The sequence below is a fragment of the Phaeobacter inhibens DSM 16374 genome (assembly GCF_000473105.1).
Lineage (GTDB): Bacteria > Pseudomonadota > Alphaproteobacteria > Rhodobacterales > Rhodobacteraceae > Phaeobacter > Phaeobacter inhibens.
The window spans coordinates 3,220,680-3,244,111 of record NZ_KI421498.1 but is presented as its reverse complement, the minus strand read 5'-3'; the positions used below and the strand labels follow the sequence as shown (position 1 = coordinate 3,244,111).

At 58.8% G+C, this 23,432-nt stretch carries 21 protein-coding genes, 1 tRNA gene and 1 pseudogene; 11 read left to right on the top strand and 12 right to left on the bottom strand.

Translation table 11 applies throughout. From position 1 onward, the window contains the following. The first annotated feature begins 79 nt into the window (after positions 1-79). The 3 genes from INHI_RS0119500 to leuD are packed head-to-tail and all read left to right on the top strand — an operon-like array spanning position 80 to position 2,270. Positions 80-193: a hypothetical protein gene (locus tag INHI_RS0119500; RefSeq protein ID WP_027248644.1), complete on the top strand. Its 114-nt coding sequence runs from the start codon at positions 80-82 to the stop codon at positions 191-193. A gap of 55 nt (positions 194-248) precedes the next feature. Next, positions 249-1,652 (top strand): 3-isopropylmalate dehydratase large subunit, encoded by a 1,404-nt coding sequence (gene leuC / locus INHI_RS0119495; RefSeq protein WP_014875859.1) that lies wholly within the window; start codon positions 249-251, stop codon positions 1,650-1,652. Positions 1,653-1,664: 12 nt separating this feature from the next. Further along, positions 1,665-2,270: a 3-isopropylmalate dehydratase small subunit gene (gene leuD / locus INHI_RS0119490; RefSeq protein ID WP_027248643.1), complete on the top strand. Its 606-nt coding sequence runs from the start codon at positions 1,665-1,667 to the stop codon at positions 2,268-2,270. A 67-nt stretch (positions 2,271-2,337) separates the two neighbouring features. Here the strand turns inward: leuD and INHI_RS0119485 are convergent, their stop codons facing one another. Beyond that, the gene (locus INHI_RS0119485; RefSeq protein ID WP_027248642.1) at positions 2,338-3,315 is read right to left on the bottom strand and encodes a DUF2332 domain-containing protein; all 978 of its coding nucleotides are present in this window, start codon (positions 3,313-3,315) and stop codon (positions 2,338-2,340) included. Between the two features lie 371 nt (positions 3,316-3,686). Between INHI_RS0119485 and INHI_RS0119480 the strand changes: the two genes are divergently transcribed. From INHI_RS0119480 to INHI_RS0119460, 5 genes are all read left to right on the top strand, one after another. Then, entirely contained in the window at positions 3,687-4,520 is an 834-nt protein-coding gene (locus INHI_RS0119480) for a hypothetical protein (RefSeq protein ID WP_014881133.1), read from the top strand. Continuing rightward, positions 4,517-5,581 carry an endonuclease/exonuclease/phosphatase family protein gene (locus INHI_RS0119475; protein ID WP_027248641.1) on the top strand — a complete coding sequence of 355 codons (1,065 nt, stop codon included), beginning with the start codon at positions 4,517-4,519 and terminating at the stop codon, positions 5,579-5,581. Before INHI_RS0119480 ends, INHI_RS0119475 begins: the two co-directional genes overlap by 4 nt. A gap of 141 nt (positions 5,582-5,722) precedes the next feature. Beyond that, positions 5,723-6,826, top strand: coding sequence for a 3-isopropylmalate dehydrogenase (gene leuB / locus INHI_RS0119470; RefSeq protein ID WP_014875864.1), 1,104 nt, complete (start codon positions 5,723-5,725; stop codon positions 6,824-6,826). A 216-nt stretch (positions 6,827-7,042) separates the two neighbouring features. Further along, positions 7,043-7,999: a DMT family transporter gene (locus tag INHI_RS0119465; RefSeq protein ID WP_014881135.1), complete on the top strand. Its 957-nt coding sequence runs from the start codon at positions 7,043-7,045 to the stop codon at positions 7,997-7,999. A gap of 43 nt (positions 8,000-8,042) precedes the next feature. Next, positions 8,043-8,119, top strand: a tRNA-Pro gene (locus INHI_RS0119460). A gap of 106 nt (positions 8,120-8,225) precedes the next feature. Here the strand turns inward: INHI_RS0119460 and INHI_RS20635 are convergent. Beyond that, complete coding sequence (locus tag INHI_RS20635) at positions 8,226-9,245, bottom strand: tyrosine-type recombinase/integrase (protein ID WP_051338980.1); 1,020 nt, start codon at positions 9,243-9,245, stop codon at positions 8,226-8,228. A 59-nt stretch (positions 9,246-9,304) separates the two neighbouring features. After that, positions 9,305-9,415 (bottom strand): annotated as a pseudogene (locus INHI_RS21430) (hypothetical protein); the annotation flags it as partial. 396 nt (positions 9,416-9,811) lie between these two features. Between INHI_RS21430 and INHI_RS20630 the strand changes: the two are divergent. Further along, complete coding sequence (locus tag INHI_RS20630) at positions 9,812-11,368, top strand: DNA methyltransferase (RefSeq protein WP_051338979.1); 1,557 nt, start codon at positions 9,812-9,814, stop codon at positions 11,366-11,368. Here INHI_RS20630 and INHI_RS0119440 read toward each other — a convergent pair. From INHI_RS0119440 to hisS, 7 genes are all read right to left on the bottom strand, one after another. Continuing rightward, positions 11,365-12,494, bottom strand: a protein-coding gene (locus tag INHI_RS0119440; RefSeq protein WP_155805531.1) for an IS3 family transposase whose coding sequence is annotated in 2 segments (ribosomal slippage) — positions 11,365-12,260 and positions 12,260-12,494 — 1,131 coding nt in all. Because the reading frame shifts where the segments join, the coding sequence is not laid out codon by codon here. The two genes, INHI_RS20630 and INHI_RS0119440, sit on opposite strands and share 4 nt — an antisense overlap. A 178-nt stretch (positions 12,495-12,672) precedes the next feature. Continuing rightward, the gene (locus INHI_RS0119430) at positions 12,673-13,188 is read right to left on the bottom strand and encodes a hypothetical protein (protein WP_155805622.1); all 516 of its coding nucleotides are present in this window, start codon (positions 13,186-13,188) and stop codon (positions 12,673-12,675) included. Between the two features lie 1,205 nt (positions 13,189-14,393). Further along, positions 14,394-14,795, bottom strand: a complete 402-nt coding sequence (locus INHI_RS0119420) for a helix-turn-helix domain-containing protein (RefSeq protein ID WP_027248639.1) — start codon at positions 14,793-14,795, stop codon at positions 14,394-14,396. A 288-nt stretch (positions 14,796-15,083) separates the two neighbouring features. Beyond that, entirely contained in the window at positions 15,084-15,746 is a 663-nt protein-coding gene (locus INHI_RS0119415) for a hypothetical protein (RefSeq protein ID WP_027248638.1), read from the bottom strand. Positions 15,747-16,012: 266 nt separating this feature from the next. After that, positions 16,013-16,705 (bottom strand): ATP phosphoribosyltransferase, encoded by a 693-nt coding sequence (hisG, locus tag INHI_RS0119410; RefSeq protein WP_014875867.1) that lies wholly within the window; start codon positions 16,703-16,705, stop codon positions 16,013-16,015. Beyond that, positions 16,702-17,790, bottom strand: a complete 1,089-nt coding sequence (locus INHI_RS0119405; RefSeq protein WP_014881138.1) for an ATP phosphoribosyltransferase regulatory subunit — start codon at positions 17,788-17,790, stop codon at positions 16,702-16,704. Before INHI_RS0119405 ends, hisG begins: the two co-directional genes overlap by 4 nt. Positions 17,791-17,793: 3 nt before the next feature. Next, the gene (gene hisS, locus INHI_RS0119400) at positions 17,794-19,281 is read right to left on the bottom strand and encodes a histidine--tRNA ligase (RefSeq protein ID WP_014875869.1); all 1,488 of its coding nucleotides are present in this window, start codon (positions 19,279-19,281) and stop codon (positions 17,794-17,796) included. Positions 19,282-19,486: 205 nt separating this feature from the next. Between hisS and INHI_RS0119395 the strand changes: the two genes are divergently transcribed. Then, positions 19,487-19,681, top strand: coding sequence for a SlyX family protein (locus INHI_RS0119395; RefSeq protein WP_014881140.1), 195 nt, complete (start codon positions 19,487-19,489; stop codon positions 19,679-19,681). 29 nt (positions 19,682-19,710) lie between these two features. Here INHI_RS0119395 and INHI_RS0119390 read toward each other — a convergent pair whose 3' ends face one another. Beyond that, positions 19,711-21,891: a heavy metal translocating P-type ATPase gene (locus INHI_RS0119390; protein WP_027248637.1), complete on the bottom strand. Its 2,181-nt coding sequence runs from the start codon at positions 21,889-21,891 to the stop codon at positions 19,711-19,713. Positions 21,892-22,105: 214 nt separating this feature from the next. On the opposite strand from INHI_RS0119390, the gene INHI_RS0119385 reads away from it, so the two are divergent. Next, on the top strand, positions 22,106-23,206 hold the full coding sequence (locus tag INHI_RS0119385) for a CaiB/BaiF CoA transferase family protein (protein WP_027248636.1): 1,101 nt from the start codon (positions 22,106-22,108) through the stop codon (positions 23,204-23,206). A gap of 1 nt (position 23,207) precedes the next feature. On the opposite strand, the gene INHI_RS21230 is transcribed toward INHI_RS0119385, so the two are convergent. Next, positions 23,208-23,375: a hypothetical protein gene (locus tag INHI_RS21230; protein WP_014875873.1), complete on the bottom strand. Its 168-nt coding sequence runs from the start codon at positions 23,373-23,375 to the stop codon at positions 23,208-23,210. Positions 23,376-23,432: the final 57 nt, after the last annotated feature.

The window sequence follows — 23,432 nt, the reverse complement described above, 5'->3', positions numbered from 1 at the left end:
TTGGCTGATACCGCAATCCCTAGTGCCGCCCTCCTGTTCATTGCGTTTCAGAACGAATCTTGATTGCCACGGTCAGCAGATGTATCTGACAGCCATGACCCTCGTTTTGGCCCATCATATCGAGCTGCAAGATCGCGCACGCCTGCGCGAACGGTTCTTTGGTGCCGCCCGCACGGTCCTGGCGCGGCTATAAGGCTGCCGCCAAGCCATTTTGCCAGCTATATTCCAAAAACTACGGGAGAGGACTCATGTCCCCCAAGACGCTTTACGACAAAATCTGGGATGCGCATGTTGCGCATGAAGCAGAAGACGGCACCTGCCTGCTCTATATTGACCGCCATCTGGTTCACGAAGTGACCAGCCCGCAGGCGTTTGAAGGCCTGCGCATGGCAGGTCGCAAGGTACACGCGCCCGATAAAACCATCGCGGTGCCGGATCACAACGTGCCGACCACGCTCGACCGCGCCAAAGGCATCGAGAATGAGGAAAGCCGCATTCAGGTCGAAGCGCTCGACAAAAACGCCCGTGAATTCGGCGTGCACTATTACCCAGTGGACGATGTCCGTCAGGGCATCGTGCATATCGTTGGCCCGGAACAGGGCTGGACCCTGCCCGGCATGACAGTGGTCTGCGGCGACAGCCACACCGCCACCCATGGTGCGTTCGGCGCGCTGGCGCATGGCATCGGCACCTCTGAGGTGGAGCATGTGCTCGCCACCCAGACGCTGATCCAGAAGAAATCCAAAAACATGAAGGTGGAGATCACCGGCAAGCTGAAGCCGGGTGTCACTGCCAAGGACATCACTCTGGCTGTGATCGGCGAAACCGGCACCGCGGGTGGCACCGGCTATGTGATTGAGTATTGCGGCGAAGCGATCCGCGATCTCACGATGGAAGGCCGCATGACCGTCTGCAACATGGCGATCGAAGGCGGTGCCCGTGCTGGCCTCATCGCGCCGGATGAAACCACATTCGAATATGTCAAAGGCCGTCCGCATGCTCCGAAAGGCGCCCAGTGGGAAGCCGCACTGAACTGGTGGAAGACGCTGTTCACCGACGAAGGCGCCCATTTCGACAAGGTTGTCACCCTGAAGGGCGAAGACATCCAGCCGGTTGTGACCTGGGGCACCAGCCCCGAGGACGTGCTGCCGATCACCGGCGTTGTACCTGCGCCTGAGGATTTCACCGGCGGCAAGGTCGAGGCGGCCCGCCGTTCGCTTGAATACATGGGACTCACTCCCGGTCAGAAGCTGACCGACATTGAGATCGACACCGTGTTCATCGGCTCCTGCACCAACGGCCGCATCGAAGATCTGCGCGCCGTTGCCGAAGTCGTGAAAGGCAAGAAGATCAAGGACGGCATGCGCGCCATGGTCGTACCGGGCTCCGGTCTGGTCCGTGCTCAGGCCGAGGAAGAAGGCATTGCCGAGATCCTCCAGGACGCAGGTTTTGAATGGCGTCTTGCGGGTTGCTCCATGTGTCTGGCTATGAACCCCGACCAGCTGTCCGAAGGAGAGCGCTGCGCCGCGACCTCCAACCGGAACTTCGAAGGCCGTCAGGGCTATAAGGGTCGCACCCATCTGGTGTCCCCTGCCATGGCTGCCGCTGCTGCCCTGACCGGCAAGCTGACCGACGTGCGCGAGCTGAACTAAGGAGCGAGCAAAATGGAAAAATTCACTAAGATCCAAGGCATCGCGGCCCCCATGCCGCTGGTCAACATCGACACCGACATGATCATCCCGAAGGTGTTCCTGAAGTCCATTCAGCGCACCGGTTTCGGCAAGAACCTGTTTGACGAGATGCGCTATAACCGCGATGGATCCGAGATTGCAGACTTCGTGCTGAACAAGCCGCAGTACCGCGATGCAGAGATTCTGATTGCGGGCGACAACTTTGGCTGCGGCTCCTCGCGCGAACACGCGCCCTGGGCGATTGCCGATTTTGGCATCAAGTGCATCGTGTCCACATCCTTTGCGGACATCTTCTTCAACAACAGCTTCAAGAACGGCATCCTTCCGATCGTCCTGCCGCAGGAGCAAGTGGATCTGCTGATGAAGGACGCGGAAAAAGGCGCCAACGCGCGCATGACCGTCGATCTGGAAGCGCAGGAGATCAGCACATCCGATGGTGAAGTGATCAAGTTCGAAGTTGACGCGTTCAAGAAGCACTGCCTGCTGAACGGGCTCGACGACATTGGTCTGACCATGGAGAAAGCCACCTCCATCGCCAGCTTTGAGGACAAGGCTGCGCAGGAGCGCCCCTGGGTCTGACCCGACATAGGGTAACCTTCGGTATCACCGCGAAAGCCGCCCCAACGGGCGGCTTTTATCTTGCGCCCTATGCTTGAGTTGCAGAAAGCCACGCGATCTGCTGCCCATGCGGGCCGGTCCACGCCAAGGGCTGACCGTTCTGCATAAGTAAAAACATATCTTCCCGATGCTGACCTGCACGGGCTGCAAACTGGGGGAAGACGCGCGGCCCCTCATTGCTGATCCAGATTGCGTCACTCACAAGCATATTCCTGGCAAAGGCATCCCGCCGCTGTTGATCCGCGACATAGGTCAGAACGGCGGTGTGAAAGACGACGACGGTTGCATTGGGCGGTGCCTCAGCGATCAACGCAGGCAGATCCTGCGTCAGATCTCCGGCCACCAGACGCGGCGGGCAACACTGTGCGACCGAAACCGCGGACCGCAGCCGATCAAGGCGCAGTTGATGTTCGGGCCAGACCAGCTGTTCCAGCCAGGCCACATCAGCATCGCGACTGACGTCAAGAGGGTTCAGATCCAGCCCAACCCGCCAGATGATATCAGGGTGAGCCATCGGTCGTGGTGTGCCCGGTGATGTGTTGCACTGAAATATCGGGGCGCGATCTGCAAACTCCGGCGGCGGGGGCAGCTTATGGTCGCCCCAGTCGTATCCATAGACATCTGGCAACAGGCAAAGACCCGCAGAAGCACCCACCTCAATCAACGCGATCGATCCGGTGATCCGCGCCAAAAGCGGCAGCAAGACTGCGCAGCGCCCCGGCTCATTTGTCTGCGTCGTCCGTCTCCGCATTACCGCGGCCACCTCCTCGACCCGGTCGCGGATGACCCTGTCAAATGCCTCCGGACAGGAAATGTTGCCTGCAACGTGGCGTACTGCAGCAAACAGCAGGTTGGGTTGCTGGCGATCCGCAGGCAGCGTCGACAGAAAACTGAGACAGTTCTGCGAGCGTGCCACATGCAGTGCCAGCCTCTCATAAATCGGCGACTGACCTGCGGCCTCCAACTGCGCGAATCTGATGTAGCGTTCTGCGATATGACAGGTCATCCCAGCCTCCAACCAAACCTCGAGCAGCATGCGCCAAGCCTGACCGGCGCAGAAATCTACCCTGATAGCCCCCACTATCCCAGCCGTGCGGTCCAGCCACAACATCTTGTGGGCCACTGCATAAGTACTTGTTTTTATTTGACCCAAGCCACGGCCACTGATGCAAACCAGCACCACCCTACCACCCAAAACACACAAAACCCTGCTGAAACTCTGGTGCGAACTTGAGCAATATCCCGCTGACGGGCACAAATAAGGCGGAAATGAGGCAGCGCTCAGCAGAGACATTTCACCAAGAAATGCGTGTGGGCATCAAGTTGGAACAACGGCACGGCAATGCACCGGCCAGTCCAGTTTGAAGGGATCGAGGCGTGATAGCACGGATTACAGGCGCGGCCATCCGCGGCATCTTTGTTGCATTGTTGATTGCAATGCCATCGCTCTTGTTGCCGGATACGGCAACCAGGTCACCCGAGGTGATTGCCCTGCTTGCCATCCTCGCCGCAGCGCTCACCTTCGCCGAGTATTTCTCAAGCTATCCAAGTTTCGTGGAGTTTCGCGAGGCTCCACCGCTGAACAGAATGCGGTTTATATCATTGGCTCTGATCGTCATTCTGGTCAGCCTGGTGGCCCGTCATCCGATGGACGCCACCGCCCTCACCTCTCTGGTGCATGGTCTGGCCTCCGGGCTGGGCGACACACTTGATTTCGCGTTCTCCCCGATCCAGCTGACCGGGTTGATGATGCCCGCCCATGTGGCGCCAGATCTTATCACACAGGTGATGGCGGCAGCGGCGCTCAGCTATATGATTGCCCTCATCACAATCTTCGGTTTTGCACTGGCGATCCGGCTTCGGGACTGGCCACTCGGCAATGGGCCTTTCAACGTCTGGACCAATCTGCCTCTCTTTGACCCAACAACCGGCGGGGATGTGGTTGAGCGGCTGCAACGGGATGCCCGGATCAATATCGTTGGTGGCGTGCTTCTGCCTTTCGCGCTGCCTGCGATGGTGAAGCTCACATCCGGTGTGGTGGATCCCGGCCTTCTGGCGGCTCCGCAGACCTTGGTCTGGGTCGTCTCTGCCTGGGCCTTTGTTCCTGCATCAATGATCATGCGCGGCCTTGCAATGCTGAGAATCTCAGAGCTGATCGCGCAGAAGCGCCGCGCGGCCTATGCCAGTTCAGAGGCATTGCAAACCGCATGAGACGGCTGGCCACGCTCCTGCTGGCCGCTCTCCTTCCATTGATCAGCCCTGCCGAAGCGGACCTCGCAAAGACATTGCGCATTGCCAGCTTTAATACGGAGCTGTCCCGCAAGGGCCCCGGCCTGTTGTTGCGGGATCTGCAACGCGGCAAGGATCCGCAAGTCGGCGCCATTCTGCAGACCCTCACCGAGGCCAATGCGGACATACTTGTCTTGCAGGGGATTGATTGGGACCATGAAGGCCGCAGCGTGATCGAGCTGCGCAATCTGTTGGCCAAACGCATTCCCCGTTATGGCCATATCTACGCAGCGCGGCCGAATACTGGCATGCAGACCCGGCACGACATGGACGGCGATGGGCGATTGGGCACCGCGCGGGATGCACAGGGCTATGGCCGGTTCACCGGGCAGGACGGCATGGCCATCCTCTCTCGGCTGCCCATTCTGCGCGTTGAAGTGAGAGATCTGTCCGAGTTGCTCTGGCAGGATCTGCCCGGCGCCACGTTGCCAACACACCCAAATGGCACCCCCTTCCCCAGCCGTGATGCGCTAGCAGTTCAACGCCTGTCGACAACCGGGCACTGGATCGTGCCCATCCTGCTGCCAAGTGGGGAGCAACTGTCAGTTATGGCGTTTCAGGCGACACCCCCGCTGTTTGACGGGCCGGAAGACCGGAACGGACTGCGCAACCAAGACGAAATCAGGCTTTGGCAGGTCCTGCTGGATGGCGGGCTTGGTCCCACGCCAACCGAACCATGGGTCATTGTGGGCGGAGCCAACCTCGACCCGGACAAAGGGGCCGGACGGCGCACGGCCATTGCCGATCTGCTCCGCGATCCGCGCCTGCAGGACCCGCGACCACCGGATGCAGCGGGGCGCACAAATACCGTCAACTGGGGCACATCCGGTTCGATGCGGGTCGACTACGTCCTGCCTTCACGGGCGTTGCAGGTTGTCGCGTCAGGGCTGATATGGCCTGCCGAAATCACGGCCAAGGAGGGCGGCGCAGACCGCCCTGCCAGCCGTCATGCGCTGGTCTGGACAGATCTGCAAATCCAGTAGCAGTTCTGCCGCAACAAGATGGCGCGAAAATCGCCCGCACAGCCATAAAAACAAAGCGATTAGGTGCTACATGCGCCCGGAATATTGACCCAAGAGCGATCTGCCGTTACCCCGACTGCAACGCTTTCAAGGAGTACCCATATGTCCAATCCATCGATTCTGATTCTGCCCGGCGACGGGATCGGCCCCGAGGTCATGGCCGAGGTCCGCAAGGTCATCAGCTGGTATGGCGAAAAGCGCGATCTACAGTTCGATGTGAGCGAGGATCTTGTTGGTGGTGCCGCCTACGATGTGCATGGCAAACCGCTGGCGGATGAGACCATGGAGAAGGCGCAGGAGGTCGACGCCGTCCTGCTGGGCGCCGTGGGTGGCCCGAAATACGACGATCTCGACTTCTCCGTAAAGCCCGAGCGCGGCCTTCTGCGCCTGCGTAAGGAGATGGATCTCTACTCCAATCTGCGTCCGGCGCAATGCTTTGACGCGCTGGCAGATTTCTCCTCGTTGAAAAAAGACATCGTTGCCGGTCTCGACATCATGATCGTGCGCGAACTGACCTCGGGTGTTTATTTCGGTGAGCCGCGCGGAATCTTCGAAGAGGGCAACGAGCGCGTCGGCATCAATACCCAGCGCTATACAGAGAGCGAAATCGAGCGCGCCGCCCGCTCTGCGTTTGAACTGGCGATGCGCCGGAACAAAAAACTCTGTTCGATGGAAAAAGCCAACGTGATGGAGTCCGGCATCCTGTGGCGCGAGGTGGTGACCCGCGTTGCTGCGGACTATCCCGAGGTCGAGCTGTCCCACATGTATGCCGACAACGGCGCGATGCAGCTGGTCCGAGCGCCAAAACAGTTCGACGTGATCCTCACCGACAACCTCTTTGGCGACATCCTGTCCGATTGTGCAGCAATGCTGACCGGCTCGTTGGGTATGCTTCCGTCTGCTTCGCTCGGCGCGCCCATGGCGAATGGTCGCCCCAAAGCACTCTATGAGCCCGTACACGGTTCTGCACCGGACATCGCAGGTCAGGGCAAGGCAAATCCAATTGCCTGTATCCTCAGCTTTGCGATGGCACTGCGCTACAGCTTTGATCAGGGGTCCGAGGCGGACCGTCTGGAAACTGCGGTGGAGAAAGTACTGGCCGATGGTCACCGCACCGGCGATCTGCTGGGTGAAGAAGGCGTCTCGCCGATCAGCACTTCAGAGATGGGTGATGTGATCATCGCCGCCCTCGACGACAGCCTCTAAAGGCTTAGGTGTGAAATCATGGCGCGGGCCGCCAAAAGGCCCCCGCCGCATCCTGCCCAGACCGATCTCGGACCTGGCAGGCAACAGCCCAGATTGCGCGCGCGGACCGACGGTTTGATCCGCGACAACTGACGGCTTTTTTAGTATTTCCCTGACAGTGTTAGCGCTATAGTGCGGACCATCTGCCGTATTTTTTGCGCCGACCCGGATGAACCTATGAACATAAAAGCCGCTCTGCTTGCCCTATTGGCCTATGCGATTTTTTCCACCCACGATGTGGTGGTCAAGATCCTCGGCGCGGATGTATCACCGGTTCAGTTGGTGTTCTTCAGCAGTCTGCTGTCCTTTCCCCTGCTGGTTCTGATGTTGGTGAAAGATGCCACCCCCGGCCATCTGCGACCGGTCCACCCCTGGTGGATGGCTGCGCGGTCAGCAACCATGGCCGTCATCCCTGCCAGCGCCTTTTATGCGTTTTCCGAGCTGCCGCTGGCTGAAACCTATGCGTTGCTTTTTGCCACGCCACTGCTGATCACCCTACTATCGATCCCGATCTTGGGCGAACGTGTCGGGCTGCCACGATTGGCGGCGGTTGTGGTCGGCTTTATCGGCGTGATGGTGGTGCTGCGCCCCGGTGCGACCAGCTTTGGCCTGGGTCATGCGGCAGCGCTTTTTGCCTCTTTTTGCGCTGCCTTTCAGTCGGTCGTTCTACGCAAAATCAGCGCTGATGAGCGCCGGGTCGTGCTTATGATCTATCCGATGCTGATGACCTTTGCGGTTATGGGCCTGGCTCTGCCGCTGGTCTATGTCCCGTTGGAAGGCGTGACCTTTAGCGGCATCGCGATTGTGGCACTATTTGGGTTTTGCGCGACATTGCTGACGGTCAGCGCTTATACCATCGGCGAGGCGGCGATCGTCGCCCCCATGCAGTATTCCCAGATCATCTGGGCCACCATCTTCAGCGTGGTTCTCTTCAACGAAAAGGTCGATTTGATGACATTGGTCGGCGCCGCGATCATCATAGCCAGCGGCATTTTTATTGTGCTCCGTGAAGCCTTTGGCGGACGGTCCGACAACACCCCGGTTTTGCGCACCCGGACCCGTGGATATACTGCGGGCGGCACCAATGTATCACTCATGCTGAAACGGCGAAGCGAGGAGAAACCGGCGGAATAGGGCTTGCATATCCAATTCCTGCCGTGTAATTCCGCGCCACGGTCGGAGCGTAGCTCAGCCTGGTAGAGCACTGTCTTCGGGAGGCAGGGGCCGGAGGTTCGAATCCTCTCGCTCCGACCAATAAAACAAGGCGCCCTAGGGCGCGTTTGTTATTTTCAGCGAAGTGGCTGCAACGATATTCGCAACGTTTCATGCGGTAGATGTGCGCATTCGTTGCCAGGGCGCGTCAAATTTTCCAGTCCATGATCCCGGCGGCCTTCTTCAGCGCATCCGGACTGTAGGATCGGTAGACGTTCTCCAAGGTCTCGCGCGAGGTGGCAAAGTAGGCTGTCGCGTCTTCCAGGGTCATGCCTCTTTTGAACGCCCAGGTTACTGCCGTATGCTTGAGGGTGTGGGGCGTTACGTCCTTCAGGTCGGCGCGCTTGACAGCGGCTCGGAAGGCCTTATCGATCCGGTGTATCGGGGTGCTCTTAAAGGACACCACGTGGCTTCCCTCCTGTGCCCAAGTTTTCATTTCCTCGTGGAGCGTGGCGGGCATCCTGACCAAGCCTTTGCGCTTCTTGGTTTCAGCCTCGGCCTTGCCGAGAAAATGGATCACACCAGTGTCAAGGTCGACCCAACCACTATCCAGGGAAGGCATCCACTTCAGTCGCGTGATCGCCGTCTTGCGGCGCCCAGTATAGAGCGCAATCTTGATGAACCTCTGGACGTGCGGTGCGGAAGCGCCCAACAGACGCTGCACTTCTTCCTCAGTCAGCCAGCGGTCATTCGCAACCCCCTTTTCCGGCAAGGTCACAATCGGAGCATAACTGATCCTGCGCGTCGCCAAGGCGTATTTAACCGCGGCATTCAGCGTCGTCATCTCGCGCCGAACGGTCCAAGCTGCACATTTTCTCCAGGCCGTGTAACCACGACACCTATCGATGTCGATTTCCGACACTTTCAGGTCACCCCAGTAAGGCGACAGAGCCTGAATTGTGTATAGTAAACGATCCTTGTCGCGCACCGTCTTCATCTTGGCTTCACCGTAGTGCACCAGGACTTCGCCGACGGTGATCTCACCCGGCTCGTAAACATGATCATCCTGTCGTCTCTTCCGTGCGATGTAATCGCTCAGGACTTCTTCTGCTTCCTTATGAAATCCGTCACCAAAACCTGTCCGGATCTGCTGTCCTCCGTCGAGGATGACCCAAGCGCCATCGTCTTTGCGCTGGAAGAGTCGGGCCGGTTTGCGTTTGCGTGGCATGTGGAAACGAACCTCTCCAATTCTTCACGTGTCATGTAAAAACGCTGCCCAATCTTGGTCGCGTTAATTTGTCCATGGTGGATCATCGTCCTAACCGTTCTGGACGAAATGGTGCGGTGCAAAGCTGCTGCAAAATCTTCAACAGTCAAAAACGCTTCGTCAGCTCTCATGCTGGCCTGCCTGGGTCGGCAAGAACATCGGCAGGGTGTTGCAGAACATGCTGATGGTAAAGGATCGTTTCTTGCGGGCCTCATGCTGGATGCTTTTGCTCATTGAGAGAACAACTCCTGTTTTCATGTTAACAGAATACTCTATAGCAACTGCGATTTCGGATGCGCGCCGAGTTCCAAAGGAAAATATTAAATATATGATATTAATGAACAAAATTAGAGCATAGGTGTTCCAGGAAATGTTTCAGAAGCTGGGAAGTCTTAGCGGCTACGTGCTTCCGAAACACGGTCGATGAAATCAACAATAGGTTGCGCAAGCCACTATCCGCACTTAGAAATTTCCCACGGAGTCAATTTTGGCTTCGCCAAGACAGAACTATCAAGAACGGACTTTCCATGAACCCCACCGAGATCTTCGAAGCTCTGGAACAGATCTCTGACAAGCCGTTCGACGCTGACGAATTTCCCTTCGAGTTTGCCCAAGCCATCGATGTCGCCCAAGCGGCGATCGCCAAGCTGCGCAATGGCACGACCAACAAATCGGATCAGCCCGGTGGTGTCCTGGTCAACAAGAAGTTCCACTTTGCGCCAGCTATGGCAGGAATGGCCGATGTAACCCTGGAGGCTCTGCGAAACTCCAAGAAGACCGCCACCGCCAAACCGGCGATCCTGATCGCCACCGATGGCGAAATGGTGGCTGCCCAGCAGCGGGTCAGCGGAGAGACCCTGCATTGCCGTTTTGACGAGATCGGGGACAAATTCGGCTTCTTCCTGCCTGCTGCGGGCAAGGAACGCTATGAGGCAGCCGAAGAAAACCCGATCGACGTCAAGGTCACCGCCAAGCTGGCCAAGCTCTATGACGCACTGGTTCGCAAGAATCCGGATTGGGCCACTGAAGAGCGCCGGCATGAGATGAACCAGCTGATGATGCGGCTGATCTTCTGCATGTTTGCCGAGGATGTGGGCATCTTCCCTGACAACCAATTCAGTCAGATTCTGTTCAATCATGCTGGCAACAAGGGCGAGGAAGCCCGCGAGGTGATTATCGCCGCCTTCACCGCCATGAACCGGCCCAAGGACAAGCGCGGCGATCTTCCTGCCTGGGCGGGTGACCTGGAATATGTGAACGGCGGGCTCTTTGCGGGATCCATTGACGCACCTGTCTTTGACGTGACCGCCTATCGCTATCTGCGCGATGCCTGCGGTGAGGATTGGCGCGAGATCAATCCGGATATTTTCGGGTCGATGATCCAGTCGGTGGCTGATCCAAAACAGCGCAGCGAACTGGGGATGCACTACACCTCGGTGCCGAACATCATGAAGGTGATCGGGCCGCTGTTCCTGGATGATCTTGATGCCGAGATCGAGAAGGCCTGGGACCGGGCGGGTGGCCTGCGCAGGGCGCTGACGCGGATCGAGGGGATCCGGGTTTTTGACCCCGCCTGTGGGTCGGGCAACTTCCTGGTCGTGTCCTACCGTCAGCTACGCGAACGCGAGATGCGGATCCTGGAACGGCTGGAGGAGCTGACGGGGGAGAGCACCAAGGAGATGTTCTCGGCCGTGAAGATCGCCAATTTCCACGGGATCGAGATCACCGATTTCGCCGCTGAAACCGCCAAGCTGGCACTGTTCATCGCCGAGTATCAGGCCAACGCGGTGTTCAAAGAGGTCTTTGGCCAGGGCCCGGCCAGCCTGCCACTGCGCGAGAGCGCCCATATCGTCTGCGGCAATGCTCTGCGGGTGGATTGGGAAGATATCTGCCCGCCGCCCAGCGAAGGGGAAGAGGTCTTCATTGCGGGCAACCCGCCGTATCTTGGGAAAGGAAAACTGACTGATGAGCAAAAAGCTGACATGGCTCATGTTTTTGGAGAGACAGGAATAAAATATGGCTATGTCGATTTCGTTGGCGCTTGGTCTTGTCACGCTTTCGTGCCGCTCCAAGTGCTCGTTTAAGCCACCTTCCGTTCGAAAGCGACCGGGCTTATCCAGCCCAGTGCTGAGTGACGGCGTCGTGGATTGTAGAACCCGTTGATGTATTCGAAGATTGCCATCTCAGCCTTCCGCCGTGTCTCCCAAGGATGCCGCCAGATCAGCTCCGCCTTGATCGTCTTAAAGAAGGTTTCGACGGCAGCATTGTCGTAACAATTACCCTTGCCGCTCATGGACACCTTAAAGCCGTGCTGGCGCAGGATCTTCTGATAATCATGAGAACAATATTGCGATCCGCGATCGGTGTGGTGGATGCAGTCCTTGGGCGGTTGCCGGAACGCGATGGCCATGTTCAACGCTCGGATTGCCAAGTCGCGTTTCATGCGGTTGCTAACGGCCCAACCGATTACCCGCCTGGAATGTAGGTCCAGGATAACAGCCAAATACAACCAGCCTTCGCGCGTCCAGACATAGCTGATGTCACCCGCCCATTTCTGGTTTTGTTTATCAGCGTTGAAGTCACGATCCAGCAGGTTGGGTGCTATATTGAGCTTATGATCGCTGTCAGTGGTCACCTTGTGTTTGCGGGTCCGAACAACAGATATGCCGTTCTGACGCATCAATCTGCCCACACGGCGATGGCCAACATCCAAGCCGATCTCCTTCAGCTCTTCGGTCATACGCGGCCTGCCATAACTGCCTAAACTGAGACGCGACTGTTCTTTGATATGCGCCAGCGTGACCAGGTCAGATCGCTGTCTGCGGCTGGCTGGCCGACTGCGGAACGCACGCAAACCGCGCAGGCTGACATCCATAACCTGACACAGGCGCGCTGCCGGAAACGCATCCCGGTGTTCTTCGATGAACCTAAACCTCATGGCTTTTGGCTCGCGAAGAACTGCGTTGCTTTTTTTAGGATGTCCCGCTCCTCCTTGAGAATGCGGTTCTCACGCCTAAGCCGGTCATTCTCTTGAGCAAGGCTCAAATCTTCTTTCGACACCACGTCTGTATCTCTGTGCGCGGTGATCCATTTGTTCAGCGTCGACATACCGACGCCAAGATCATCCGCCACCTGCTTACGCGTTAGCCCGCTGGTTAACGCAATCCGCACCGCATCTTGGCGAAATTCGTCCGTCCGTTTTAGTCCCATAGTTCATCTCCTTTGGTGCAGTAAATGCTATCAAAGGAGCGGCATCAAACCGCGACAGGTCCAGAAACCATAGAACACCATAACACCATTACCGCCCAAAAGTAGGCCGCATAAGAAGTCGACTGTAAAGGAAATTGCTGGTCACCTGCAGCGTTGCAGACAGGCCCCTGGCGGTCACCTAGATGTTCATGAACTCTCGGAAGACAACGAACTTATTGAAATGTGTCTCCTCGGCACTCATCTTTGTAATATATTGGATAACCCCAGCAGATTCAACGCCCTGGCAGTCAAAAGATCCCTGCCGCACCAAGCTGAGCCAGTGCATGTGCCCGATCTCGAACAGGCGCTCGGTGCGCTCGGCTCGTGTGGAAGATTCGATGTCCGGATCCACCTGCATAATCATGTGCCAATGCGGATTCACGTCCATTTTCTCTGGGAAGGCGAACCAGACCAAGCGCTCGTCCGGCCGCTTACCCCACTTCGGCCCGTTGATCTCACGGTTCACACGTGCATCCCACTCTTTCAGCAAAGCGCGCATACGCAGATAACCCAATGGCTGGTGGTTCGATGCCAGCGTAATGAAGTGCGTGAAATCGTAGTCAAGCAGCTTGGTGCGCAGCTCCTGGCGCATGCGCTGGTGCAGAGCACAGCGCCCTCCTCTGCCAATCGCTCCCTTTCCTGCCCAGTCCTTCATGTGTCCGGTTCCTTCGGTGATTTACGGTCCACTGGGCACTATAGCAACCGCGTTCACGGGACGCGCAAAATGGGCTAAAAATTATTACCAGCTTCTGGAGGTCGGTGCACTACCCTTGAATCCGAAAAGCCCACCAGGATGGCTGGGGCGCTCTCTGGCCGGCACTTAGACTATCAGCGTCGTCATGTAGCAGGCAGCCTGCGATGCGCAGCCCTGAAGCTGTTGAGAAGCTCAGGCAAGTAGCCAACTGGCATGGGAGCTTCCGTTTCAAGGTTGCTCGCGGCGCCAGAATGCATCCCCCTAGTCTCCATCTAAAAAACCTAGGACTTCGCTTCACATGTCTGGCACCGACGGGACCTACCGGGATGTCGAGCCATTACTTGGCACGGCGAGAAGGGCTTCAATGTCCAAATGTTTCCGTGATCTGATCTATCGACCGCGTCTGAAAGTGAGGCATGGGAGCTTTCTATCCACGGCTAACGGACAGGATGTGGTTGCGATGGCGCGTCCTTAAGCTCCTCTGGACGATCTGGCGCACTTTGTTCCACCCAATCCATGATTAACGTGCCGGACGGTCTATCACGCGGCACCATCACTCTGGACACACTCTGCTCGATCCGGGCGGTAACTGCGACACTGACATAGTGTGTTCTCAGGCACGCTGTGTGCGTCGCTGAGCGCGGTCCATGTTCTGATGCGTTTCGTATGCTGCACGCACGCTATCGATGTTCTACGCGCTCTTCTACAGTGCTGGACTGACACCGAAGCCCCTTGTTTCCTTGGCTTCCTCACCGACAGAGGTTTACATTTCTCGTGAAAAACGCCGTTTTCGGCTTCAATTCGTCAACTTTATGTAAATCTTAGGTAAACCCTGAAGGCTGATTTTGCGGTGTTTTCGAGGGTTCGGGGTTTACGTGAACCGGCGCTGAGGTTGTCGGATGTCAGCCCATGTAAACCCCATGACAACCCTATCGCTTGTTGCTGCGGACGTATTCGGGACCCGGCGAAGCGCAACGATCGAGCCGTTCCTCACCGTGGTCCCAGCATAAGTCCAACTCATTCAGATCGAGGCGCGCAGAGACGCCGCAGGAGCTGCACCCGACGCAAGGTGGGCCGAGGGTCACTGTCATTGCTCACCTCGCGCAGGAAGCGCAGCCAGGCGCGTTCGTTGGGGGTCAGATCGTCTTCCTGGCGGCACATGTTACCTACCTCCCGAAGATCGACTTGATCGCCGCCTGCGATCTGCTGGTAAGCCGGGGATCCGTGTTGTTCGAGGCCTCACGGATCGCCTGCAGCCAACCAACTTCGTTCGCGGTGACGGGTTCGCCGAACACCTCCACGACTGCCTCAGCCGCCGTCTTGCCGATCGCTTGTTCTAAAGCGAGCCGCATCACGAAGGCCGGATCTGCCTCCAGTGCGCGCGCCAAGGCCGGGACGCGATCCAGAGCGACCTTGGAGCTCCCCTGCTTGATCATCGTGATCATGTTCTGGTTGACATATCCGGCTTCGGCGGCGATTTCTGACTGGCTCTTCTGACCTTTCAGTTCGAGCACCCGGCGTTCCACGTATTTCGCCAACGGTGTATCTTCGTGCGGTTTTTTGGTCATCACTATCCTCTCCGATTGGATGTAGATCGAGTTTCTATTCTTCATTATAGCGATGACGTGTATGGGGATTTGTGGCGGGATTTGTTCGCAATGAAACCGCAAAGTTATTCCGGCACCAACTACCACTGAAGCTCAGTGACCGGCACCAGAACCCCTTATTTTGCTGATCTTTGCCCCCGTCACTCGCCTTCGGGAGGCAGGGGCCGGAGGTTCGAATCCTCTCGCTCCGACCAAATATGCAAAGGCGCCCTTGGGCGCCTTTTGTTTTCTTAGTCCATTGCTTCGCCGTTAGCCGCCGTTTGTGGCAAAGCACATGAACAGCCCGGCGCCACCTGTCATGGCAAGGGCCTCCATCGAACAGCCACGCGTGTCATGGGCCGCATTCCAGGATGTGTTGCCGCCGCCATGGCGGTCATGATGCCCAACCGTGGCGCTACCCTCGCCGGAACTGGTCCAGTTGCTACAGGTCTTATCGCCCTCCATCCAAGGGAAGTAAGCGGTGCCATCCGCCATGGTCCCGGTCAGCAGATCATGGACATTCGGGCGATCGCCCCGTCCATTCACCAGATTACCATTCTCATCCAGCCCAGTGGATTTGACGATATTGGGGCTAAGATGTAGCTCATCCAGATTGCCCGCGATCTGCACGCCCTTGGCATTATGCCAAGGACCACTGCTAATCCGATCACGCGCTGAAATCCCGCGCTTGCCCTCTTCCTGCGTGCTGAGATAGGCGCGCCAGGTTTTGCCGTTGACACCGGCAGCTTCGGCTAGGTTGGCACAATGCGCGTCAGCACCCTCGAGCCCACCGAGATCACCGCCCTTTCCCGAGCCAATGCTGGTCACGAAAAAACTCATGCTGGTGTCCTGAGCAAGCGCAGCCCCACCGGCGCTCAAGAGCAGCGGAATAGCGATCAGCGCGGCTTTCGTCGCGGCTTTGGTCACTGTCATCTTTCTGGTCTCCCTTGTTGTATCGGAGCGAACGCCTGAGCGCATGTTGGCAGAAACCATAGTACTGCTCCCGCCTGCGCGCGCATGCGCCTGCCAATCTTTAGGTAGAGGCCAACAGGAGGTTTTCAAACAAGGACTAAGCATGCTTGCCACGGGTGAGCGCCGTAACCGAAAAAGGCCGCACCAAGAGATCCCGGTGCGGCCTTCATTCCTGCGCTTCTAATTTGACTCTGTTTCGCCAATTAGGCTCGGATCTCGTGCCCGGATTAGCCGTGCAGGCGTTCCAGTAGGTCGCCCAATGTGGCCTTTTCCTCAGCGCTGTATTTCGCCACCCGGCTGCGCCACAACGTGGCCTGCGAGCGCAGGATCAGACCGTCCGACATCAACTTCAGGTGGTTGGCCCGCAGGGTTTCCCCGGTCGAGGTGATATCGGCAACCATTTCAGCAGTCTCATTCTTGACGGTCCCCTCGGTCGCGCCCTGGCTATCGACCAGCTGATAGTCCGCAACACCCGCATCCATCAGGTACTCACGCACAAGACGGTGATACTTCGTCGCGATCCGCAGCCGGTGGCCGTGTTTCGCCCGGAAAGCGGCGGCGACCGCATCCAGATCGTCGATGGTTTCCACGTCGACCCAAATTTGCGGCACCGCCAGAATGAGATCGGCATGACCAAAGCCGAGGCCTGCGATTTCTTCGACCTGCTGCTCCCAGAGGGGTAGTTTTTCCTGTACCAGATCGGTTCCGGTCACCCCGAGATGGATGCGTCCGGCGGCCAGTTCGCGTGGCATCTCCCCGGCGGACAGCAGCACCAGATCGATCCCGTCGATCCCTGCGACTGCGCCGGCATATTCACGGTCCGATCCGGTCCGCGACAGGGTGATCCCGCGTTTTGCAAACCACTCGAAGGTCTTTTCCATCAGCCGCCCCTTGGACGGCACCCCAAGCTTCAGGCTCATGATTTCACCCCTTCCAGCAACAGCATCAGATCGGGACGAACCACACCGCCGACGGCGGGGATTTCCGCCCCCTGTCCAAGCTGCCGCGTCAGCGCGTCATAGCGACCGCCGCTGGCAATCACCGGCAGATCTGGACGGCTATCAGCGTAAAATCCGAAAACGAAGCCATCGTAGTATTCCATTGACGTGCGTCCGTAGGAGGCTTCGAAATCAAGGTTGTCGACATCAATGCCCCGCGCCTTCATCGCCGCAGTACGCGCATCGAGCCGGTCCAGCGCCGGGTTGATCGCAGGCAGGTCTACAGCGATGTCGCGCAGCTGTTCCGACGCATAGGGAATGGTCTCGCGCACCGCCATCAACGCCTCCAGCGCGGTCAGCTCATTCTCAGCGATTGGCGGGGCCGCCGCATCGGCGCGCAGAGCCTCAACGCGGGCATCCACCTCCGCCGGACGACGCTTGCCAATGGCGGGCACCTGCCCGGTCAGCACCCCTTCGGTAGACAGCAGCTTGCGACGGCTTCCCGCCACCGGGCTGCGCCCGGCAAACTGGTCGAGCATCGCCCGGAACCGGCGCGGCCGCCAGATATGACGCATCAGGGCCGCCTTGCGCAGTGAAGTGGTGTTAAGCCCCTCAACCGCCGCCATAAGGATACCGATATCACCGGTTGCGGCGCGCACTGGCAGATCGCGCAGTTGTAGCGCAATCAGCGCGAAAACCTCAGCGTCTGATCCCGCCGGGTCATGGCGTTCAAAAACCTCATACCCCACCTGAAGATATTCGTTGGCGCGGTCCTCGTCATGTTCCTGACGGCGGAATACATCGCCCGCATAGGTGTAACGCGCAGGCTCTGCACCGTCGCGCATGTGCATCTCGACCACCGGCACAGTGAAATCAGGACGCAGCATCTGTTCCCCGCGCAACGCATCGGAGGTTACATAAGCACGGGCGCGGATATCCTCGCCGTAGAGATCCAGCAGCGTTTCGGCAGGCTGTAGAAACGGCGGTTCCACCACCCGTGCGCCAGCAGCCTCAAAGCTCATGCGTAGCCGCGCCGCGAGCGACAGAGCACTCAGACGATCACCCATCGTTCAGCCCTGCCCTGCAAGGATTTCGCGCACCTTGGCGACCAGATCACCGCGTGGCACTTCAAACTGGCTCGGGCGCTCTTTCCACTCTTCGAGTGTGGCATTCTCGGCAATCTGTGCGCCAAGGATCAAATCCTTGATCTGCACCACGCCGCGATCTTTTTCCTCACCACCTTCGATCACCGCGATGGGCGAATTGCGCTTGTCCGCATATTTCAGCTGGTTGCCAAAATTCTTGGGGTTGCCCAGATAGACCTCTGCACGGATGCCTGCATTGCGCAGCTCGGCCACCATGGTCTGATAATCCGCCATGCGGGCCTTATCCATAACGGTAACCACGACGGGGCCAGTGGCTTCCGCCTTGATCCGTCCCTTTTCACGCAGCGCCGCCAACAGGCGATCCACACCAATGGACACGCCGGTTGCAGGAACCTCCTGACCGGTGAACCGCTTCACCAGATCATCATAACGTCCACCGCCAGAGACCGAACCGAATTGCCGCTTGCGGCCTTTCTCGTCAAGGATCTCAAAGGTCAGCTCTGCCTCATAGACAGGCCCGGTGTAGTAGCCAAGACCGCGCACCACCGAGGGATCAATGTCGATGCGGTCAGCACCGTAGCCGCCTGCGGCCAGAAGATCACCGATCTGCTCCAATTCGCCGACGCCCTCAGCGCCAATGGAACTGCTACCAACCGCCTCGCTGAGGTTGGCAAGGGTCTTGGCCGCGTCCGCCCCCTTGGAGGTCAGGAATGCCAGCACGGGCGCAGCCTGATCATCGGAAAGACCAACACCGTCAATAAAGGCACCAGAGGCATCCAGACGCCCCTTGGTTAGCAATTCGCGTACGCCAGCCTCGCCCACCTTATCAAACTTATCGATGGTGCGCAGAACATCGTCACGTTTGGCGTCGCCCGCCTCAAGCCCCATCGCCTCCAGCACGCCATTCAGGACCTTGCGGTTGTTCACCCGTACCAGATAGTCACCGCGCGGAATGCCGACGGTTTCCAGCGTATCAGAGAGCATCGCACAAATCTCAGCGTCCGCCGCCATAGAAGCGGTGCCAACGGTATCGGCGTCACATTGATAAAACTGGCGATAGCGCCCCGGCCCTGGCTTCTCATTGCGCCAGACCGGCCCCATCGCGTAGCGGCGATATGGCGTCGGCAGATCGTTGCGATGCTGGGCATAGACCCGGGCCAGAGGGGCGGTCAGGTCATAGCGCAGCGCCATCCAGTCACCATTGCCGCCTTCGTCGTATTCCTGCCAGGCGAAGACGCCCTCATTGGGACGATCGACATCGGGCAGGAATTTGCCCAGCGCCTCAACGGTTTCCACCGCAGAAGATTCCAACGCATCAAACCCGTAGCGATGATAAACCCCCGCAATGGCCTGCAGCATCTCGCTGCGCTGGCTCACCTCTTCGCCGAAATAGTCACGGAAGCCCTTGGGCGTGATCGCCTTGGGGCGGGGCTGTTTCTTGACTTTGGCCATCTTGGCCTCCTCGGGGTGTCAAATGGGTCAGATACTCGCCCGGCGGTCTAGCCCAAGGGCGGGCTGACAGCAAGGCGGCAGAGGTGCACACCCGGCAAGGCGTCTCTGCGCTGCCTCACATGCAGGCACTGTGTTTCAGACTTGTGACAGCATGGACGCGCCCGCCGCCAGCGCATATGAGAGCGTCAGACCTAAGGAGACAGCAATGCAACATCTCGAAGAGCAGATCGCCCACCTGACGCGCACCGTCGATGAGCTGAGCGAGGTGATCAATCGGCAGCAATCAGAGATCGACCGGCTGACCCATCGCGTCGCCATGCTGTATCAGCGCGAAGCTGTCCGTGAACAGGACGGTGGCGGCGGCGTTGTCATCGGTGACGAACGTCCGCCGCACTACTGATCCGCTGCGACGACTGACGGCACTACCCATCAGTTATCGCTGCTCGTCAGCGACGGTTTGAACGATAGCAGACGCAACGCATTGAGTGTCACCAGCACCGTGGCGCCAGTGTCAGCCAGAATGGCGATCCACAGGCCGGTCATACCAAGGACCGACGTGACGAGGAAGACACCCTTCAGCCCCAGCGCAACGGCAACGTTCTGGCGAATATTGGTCAGCGTCGCACGGGACAGCCGGATCACGCCAACCACGTCGCTGACACGGTTGCGCAGGATCGCCGCATCTGCGGTCTCTAGCGCGACATCGGTGCCGGACCCCATTGCGACCCCGACCTGAGCCGTCGCCAGCGCCGGCGCATCGTTGATTCCGTCGCCAACCATCATGACCTGAGCGCTCCGGGTGAGATCCTGCAGCGCCGTGACCTTATCCTCCGGCATCAGCTCCGCCCGATGATCCAAGCCCAATTGCCCGGCAATCGCTTCTGCCGTGCGGGCATTATCCCCGGTCAGCATGGTCGCATTGATCCCCATCCGCTTCAGCTTTTGCACCGCATCAGCCGCATCTTCGCGGGGTTCATCACGTAGCGCGATCAAACCATAGAGCACCTCGTCGCTGAACAGGACGACAACCGTCTTGCCCTGCGTTTCCAGCTTTGCCGTCTGCGCTATGGCGGCCTCTGTCATGACGCCGGTTTCTGAGGCAAAACGCGGGGATCCGACAGTGATCACAAGGGATCCGACTTTGGCGGAGGCGCCTTTGCCGGGCACTGCACGGGCCTCCTGTACCAATGGACTATCCACGCCGCTGTCTGCCGCCCGCGCGCAGATCGCTTCTGCCAGCGGATGGCTCGACTCGCGCTCAACAGCGGCGGCCAGTTCCAGCAGCTTATCCTCGCTGCCATGATGGACGACGATATCCGTGACCTGAGGCCGCCCACGGGTCAATGTCCCGGTCTTATCAAAAGCCACATGAGTGGTGCCCGCTGCGGCCTCAATGACCGCGCCGCCCTTCAGCAACAGACCGTGGCGCGCCCCGGCTGACAAAGCAGAAGCAATGGCCGCCGGAACACTGATTACCAGTGCGCAGGGGCAACCAATCAGCAGCAGCGCAAGCGCGCGATAAATCCATGTATTCCAATCCAGACCAAACCCAAGCGGTGGCACCAGTGCCACCAACAGGGCGACCCCGACGATGATGGGCATATACACACGGCTGAAACGGTCGATAAATCGCTCAGTTGGCGCACGGGCACTCTCGGCCTCTTCAACCAAGCGAATGATCCGAGAGATCGTGTTATCTGCCGCCGCACGGGTCACGCGCACCCGCAGGACGGCCTCCGCGTTGATCGATCCGGCAAAAACCTCGGATCCGGGCTCTTTCAGGCGCGGGACGCTTTCACCTGTCACCGGGCTTTCGTCGACGCCAGAGACCCCATCTATAACCGCGCCGTCGGCGGGCACCCGGTCACCGGGACGAACCACAACGATCTGACCTTCGCGCAGACTGTCTGCCGCAACATCCTCTAATACATCACCACGCTCCACCAGCGCCGTCTTGGGCACGAGATCGGCCAACGCGCGAATCCCGTCTCGCGCTTTGTTCGAGGCCAATCCTTCAAGCATTTCGCCCACAGCAAAGAGAAACACCACCAGCGCGGCCTCTTCTGCGGCACCAATAAACAAGGCACCAATCGCCGCAATCGACATCAGCATTTCGATGGTGAAGGGCATTCCCGCCCGGAGCATCGCGAAGGCGCGGCGTGCGATGGGAGCCACGCCAATCAGGGTTGCCAGCATAAACGCCCAGAGACCCACCGTAGGGGACGCCAAGAGTTTAATTCCCCAGGCCAGCGCCAGCAGCAAACCGGTTCCCAGCAGCAGTTGCCCCTTACCACTACGATACCATGCAGGTGCCTCGGTTGCGGTGGATGCGCCGGCCGGCGGGGTGTCGCAGCAGGGGTTCCGGTCGACCCCTGCGCCATCACCACGGGCCATCAGATCAAACCCCAATTTACGCACAGCCTTTTCTACGGCGATAACCGATCCCTCTTGCGGGTCCAGATCCAGACGCAGCCGTTCGGCCATCATCGCGACCTCAACCCCGCTGACACCCGGCAATCGCTCAACCGCGCCGCGCAGTTTGGTCGCGCAGGACCCACAGTCCATTCCTGTTACCCGCCACTCCAGTTGCTCACCCGTATCCCTGGCCATCCCAACGCCACCTTTCCTGCTCTCATATCCTGTCAGCGCACTATGTAGTTGCTACAGCAACTAGAGCTTCAAGACATTTCTTTTGAAAAACCGGTCCAAACTCAGCTCTGCACAGGACGTGCCGCAACGGCTTTATTGGGAAAGGGCAGAAAGCCGCTAAGCTACCGATAAAGCCTGGCCGATCCGCCAGCATCACGACCAAGGAGGCGCCGCAGTGCTGCAGGGAATTCGTGTGATTGAGATTGAAGGACTGGGGCCTGCACCCTTTGCTGCGATGATGTTGGCGGATCTTGGGGCTGACGTCATTTGCGTCCACCGCAAGGGCGACAACACAGGTCTGATGCCACCGCATCCGATCATCGACCGGGGCAAACGCTCTATCACGCTGGATCTGAAGTCTGACGCCGATGTGGAGACACTGCTGCAACTGGTCGAAAGCGCCGATGTGTTGATTGAGGGGTTTCGACCCGGCGTGATGGAACGTCTGGGCCTTGGGCCTGCTGCCTGCCATGCCCGTAACCCTAGTCTCATCTATGGCCGCATGACCGGTTGGGGGCAGGACAGCCCATTGGCCCAAACTGCAGGCCATGATCTGAACTATACTGCGCTCTCCGGCGCGCTTTGGTATGACGCGACCCCAAGAACGCCGCCGCAGCCGCCCGCGACGCTGCTAGGCGATATTGGCGGAGGTGCACTTTATCTGGTCGCAGGTATTCTCGCAGCCCTTGTTAGGCGCGGAAACGCCCATGATAGCAGCCCCGCCGGATGTGTGGTCGACGCTGCGATCTACGACGGCTCGGCCCATATGATGAACCTGCTGATGACATTGCAGCAGGCCGGACAGTTTGCGACGATGCGCGGGGCGAGCCTGCTTGATGGGCCCCATTGGAGCCGTTGCTACCTCTGCGCTGACGGCGGCCATATCAGCGTGCAGTGTCTGGAACCGCAATTCTATGCAGAGTTTCTGTCACGTCTGGATCTGGGCGAGGATGCACAATTCGCCCAGCAGCATGACAAAGGGCTGTGGCCGGTGCTGGCCGCGCGGCTGACCGGGATCTTTGCCACCCAGCCGCGCGATTATTGGGCTGATCTGTTCGACGGCAGCGACGCCTGCGTGGCCCCAGTTCTGTCGCCGGAAGAAGCAGTAACCCACCCGATGAACACGCGCAGGACCTGGATCATGGCAGACAATGGCCTTCAGGCTGCACCCGCGCCGCGTTTCTCAGGTCAGAGGGATTGGACCGCCCCCCCAGCGCCAGAACGCGGTGAGCATACGGCCCAGATACTGGCCGACCTGATGCAGCGCCAACGCTAGATTAATCGGCTTTCTTGGCTTTCTCAGCTGCCGCCTTCATCCGCGCGAGCAGGTCCGCTTTTGTTTCGCGGCCGCCGTAGGGGTTTTTGTCGGACCCTTTGGCGTTGTGTTCTTGGTGGCGCGGGCTGTTCTTGCCCTTTCTGGGGGCGCCAGATTTCTTGTAGTCCATCGACTTGCCCTTTCGGCGTGATCGCAAAAGGCGCTGATGCCGCAATTGGCCTCAGCG

Bases quoted from the DNA above. Each gene is read 5' to 3' on its own strand.
- INHI_RS0119500 (WP_027248644.1), top strand. From the start codon at position 80: ATGTATCTGACAGCCATGACCCTCGTTTTGGCCCATCATATCGAGCTG.
- leuC (WP_014875859.1), top strand. From the start codon at position 249: ATGTCCCCCAAGACGCTTTACGACAAAATCTGGGATGCGCATGTTGCG.
- leuD (WP_027248643.1), top strand. From the start codon at position 1,665: ATGGAAAAATTCACTAAGATCCAAGGCATCGCGGCCCCCATGCCGCTG.
- INHI_RS0119485 (WP_027248642.1), bottom strand. From the start codon at position 3,315: ATGACCTGTCATATCGCAGAACGCTACATCAGATTCGCGCAGTTGGAG.
- INHI_RS0119475 (WP_027248641.1), top strand. From the start codon at position 4,517: ATGAGACGGCTGGCCACGCTCCTGCTGGCCGCTCTCCTTCCATTGATC.
- leuB (WP_014875864.1), top strand. From the start codon at position 5,723: ATGTCCAATCCATCGATTCTGATTCTGCCCGGCGACGGGATCGGCCCC.
- INHI_RS0119465 (WP_014881135.1), top strand. From the start codon at position 7,043: ATGAACATAAAAGCCGCTCTGCTTGCCCTATTGGCCTATGCGATTTTT.
- INHI_RS20635 (WP_051338980.1), bottom strand. From the start codon at position 9,245: ATGCCACGCAAACGCAAACCGGCCCGACTCTTCCAGCGCAAAGACGAT.
- INHI_RS20630 (WP_051338979.1), top strand. From the start codon at position 9,812: ATGAACCCCACCGAGATCTTCGAAGCTCTGGAACAGATCTCTGACAAG.
- INHI_RS0119430 (WP_155805622.1), bottom strand. From the start codon at position 13,188: ATGAAGGACTGGGCAGGAAAGGGAGCGATTGGCAGAGGAGGGCGCTGT.
- INHI_RS0119420 (WP_027248639.1), bottom strand. From the start codon at position 14,795: ATGACCAAAAAACCGCACGAAGATACACCGTTGGCGAAATACGTGGAA.
- INHI_RS0119415 (WP_027248638.1), bottom strand. From the start codon at position 15,746: ATGACAGTGACCAAAGCCGCGACGAAAGCCGCGCTGATCGCTATTCCG.
- hisG (WP_014875867.1), bottom strand. From the start codon at position 16,705: ATGAGCCTGAAGCTTGGGGTGCCGTCCAAGGGGCGGCTGATGGAAAAG.
- INHI_RS0119405 (WP_014881138.1), bottom strand. From the start codon at position 17,790: ATGGGTGATCGTCTGAGTGCTCTGTCGCTCGCGGCGCGGCTACGCATG.
- hisS (WP_014875869.1), bottom strand. From the start codon at position 19,281: ATGGCCAAAGTCAAGAAACAGCCCCGCCCCAAGGCGATCACGCCCAAG.
- INHI_RS0119395 (WP_014881140.1), top strand. From the start codon at position 19,487: ATGCAACATCTCGAAGAGCAGATCGCCCACCTGACGCGCACCGTCGAT.
- INHI_RS0119390 (WP_027248637.1), bottom strand. From the start codon at position 21,891: ATGGCCAGGGATACGGGTGAGCAACTGGAGTGGCGGGTAACAGGAATG.
- INHI_RS21230 (WP_014875873.1), bottom strand. From the start codon at position 23,375: ATGGACTACAAGAAATCTGGCGCCCCCAGAAAGGGCAAGAACAGCCCG.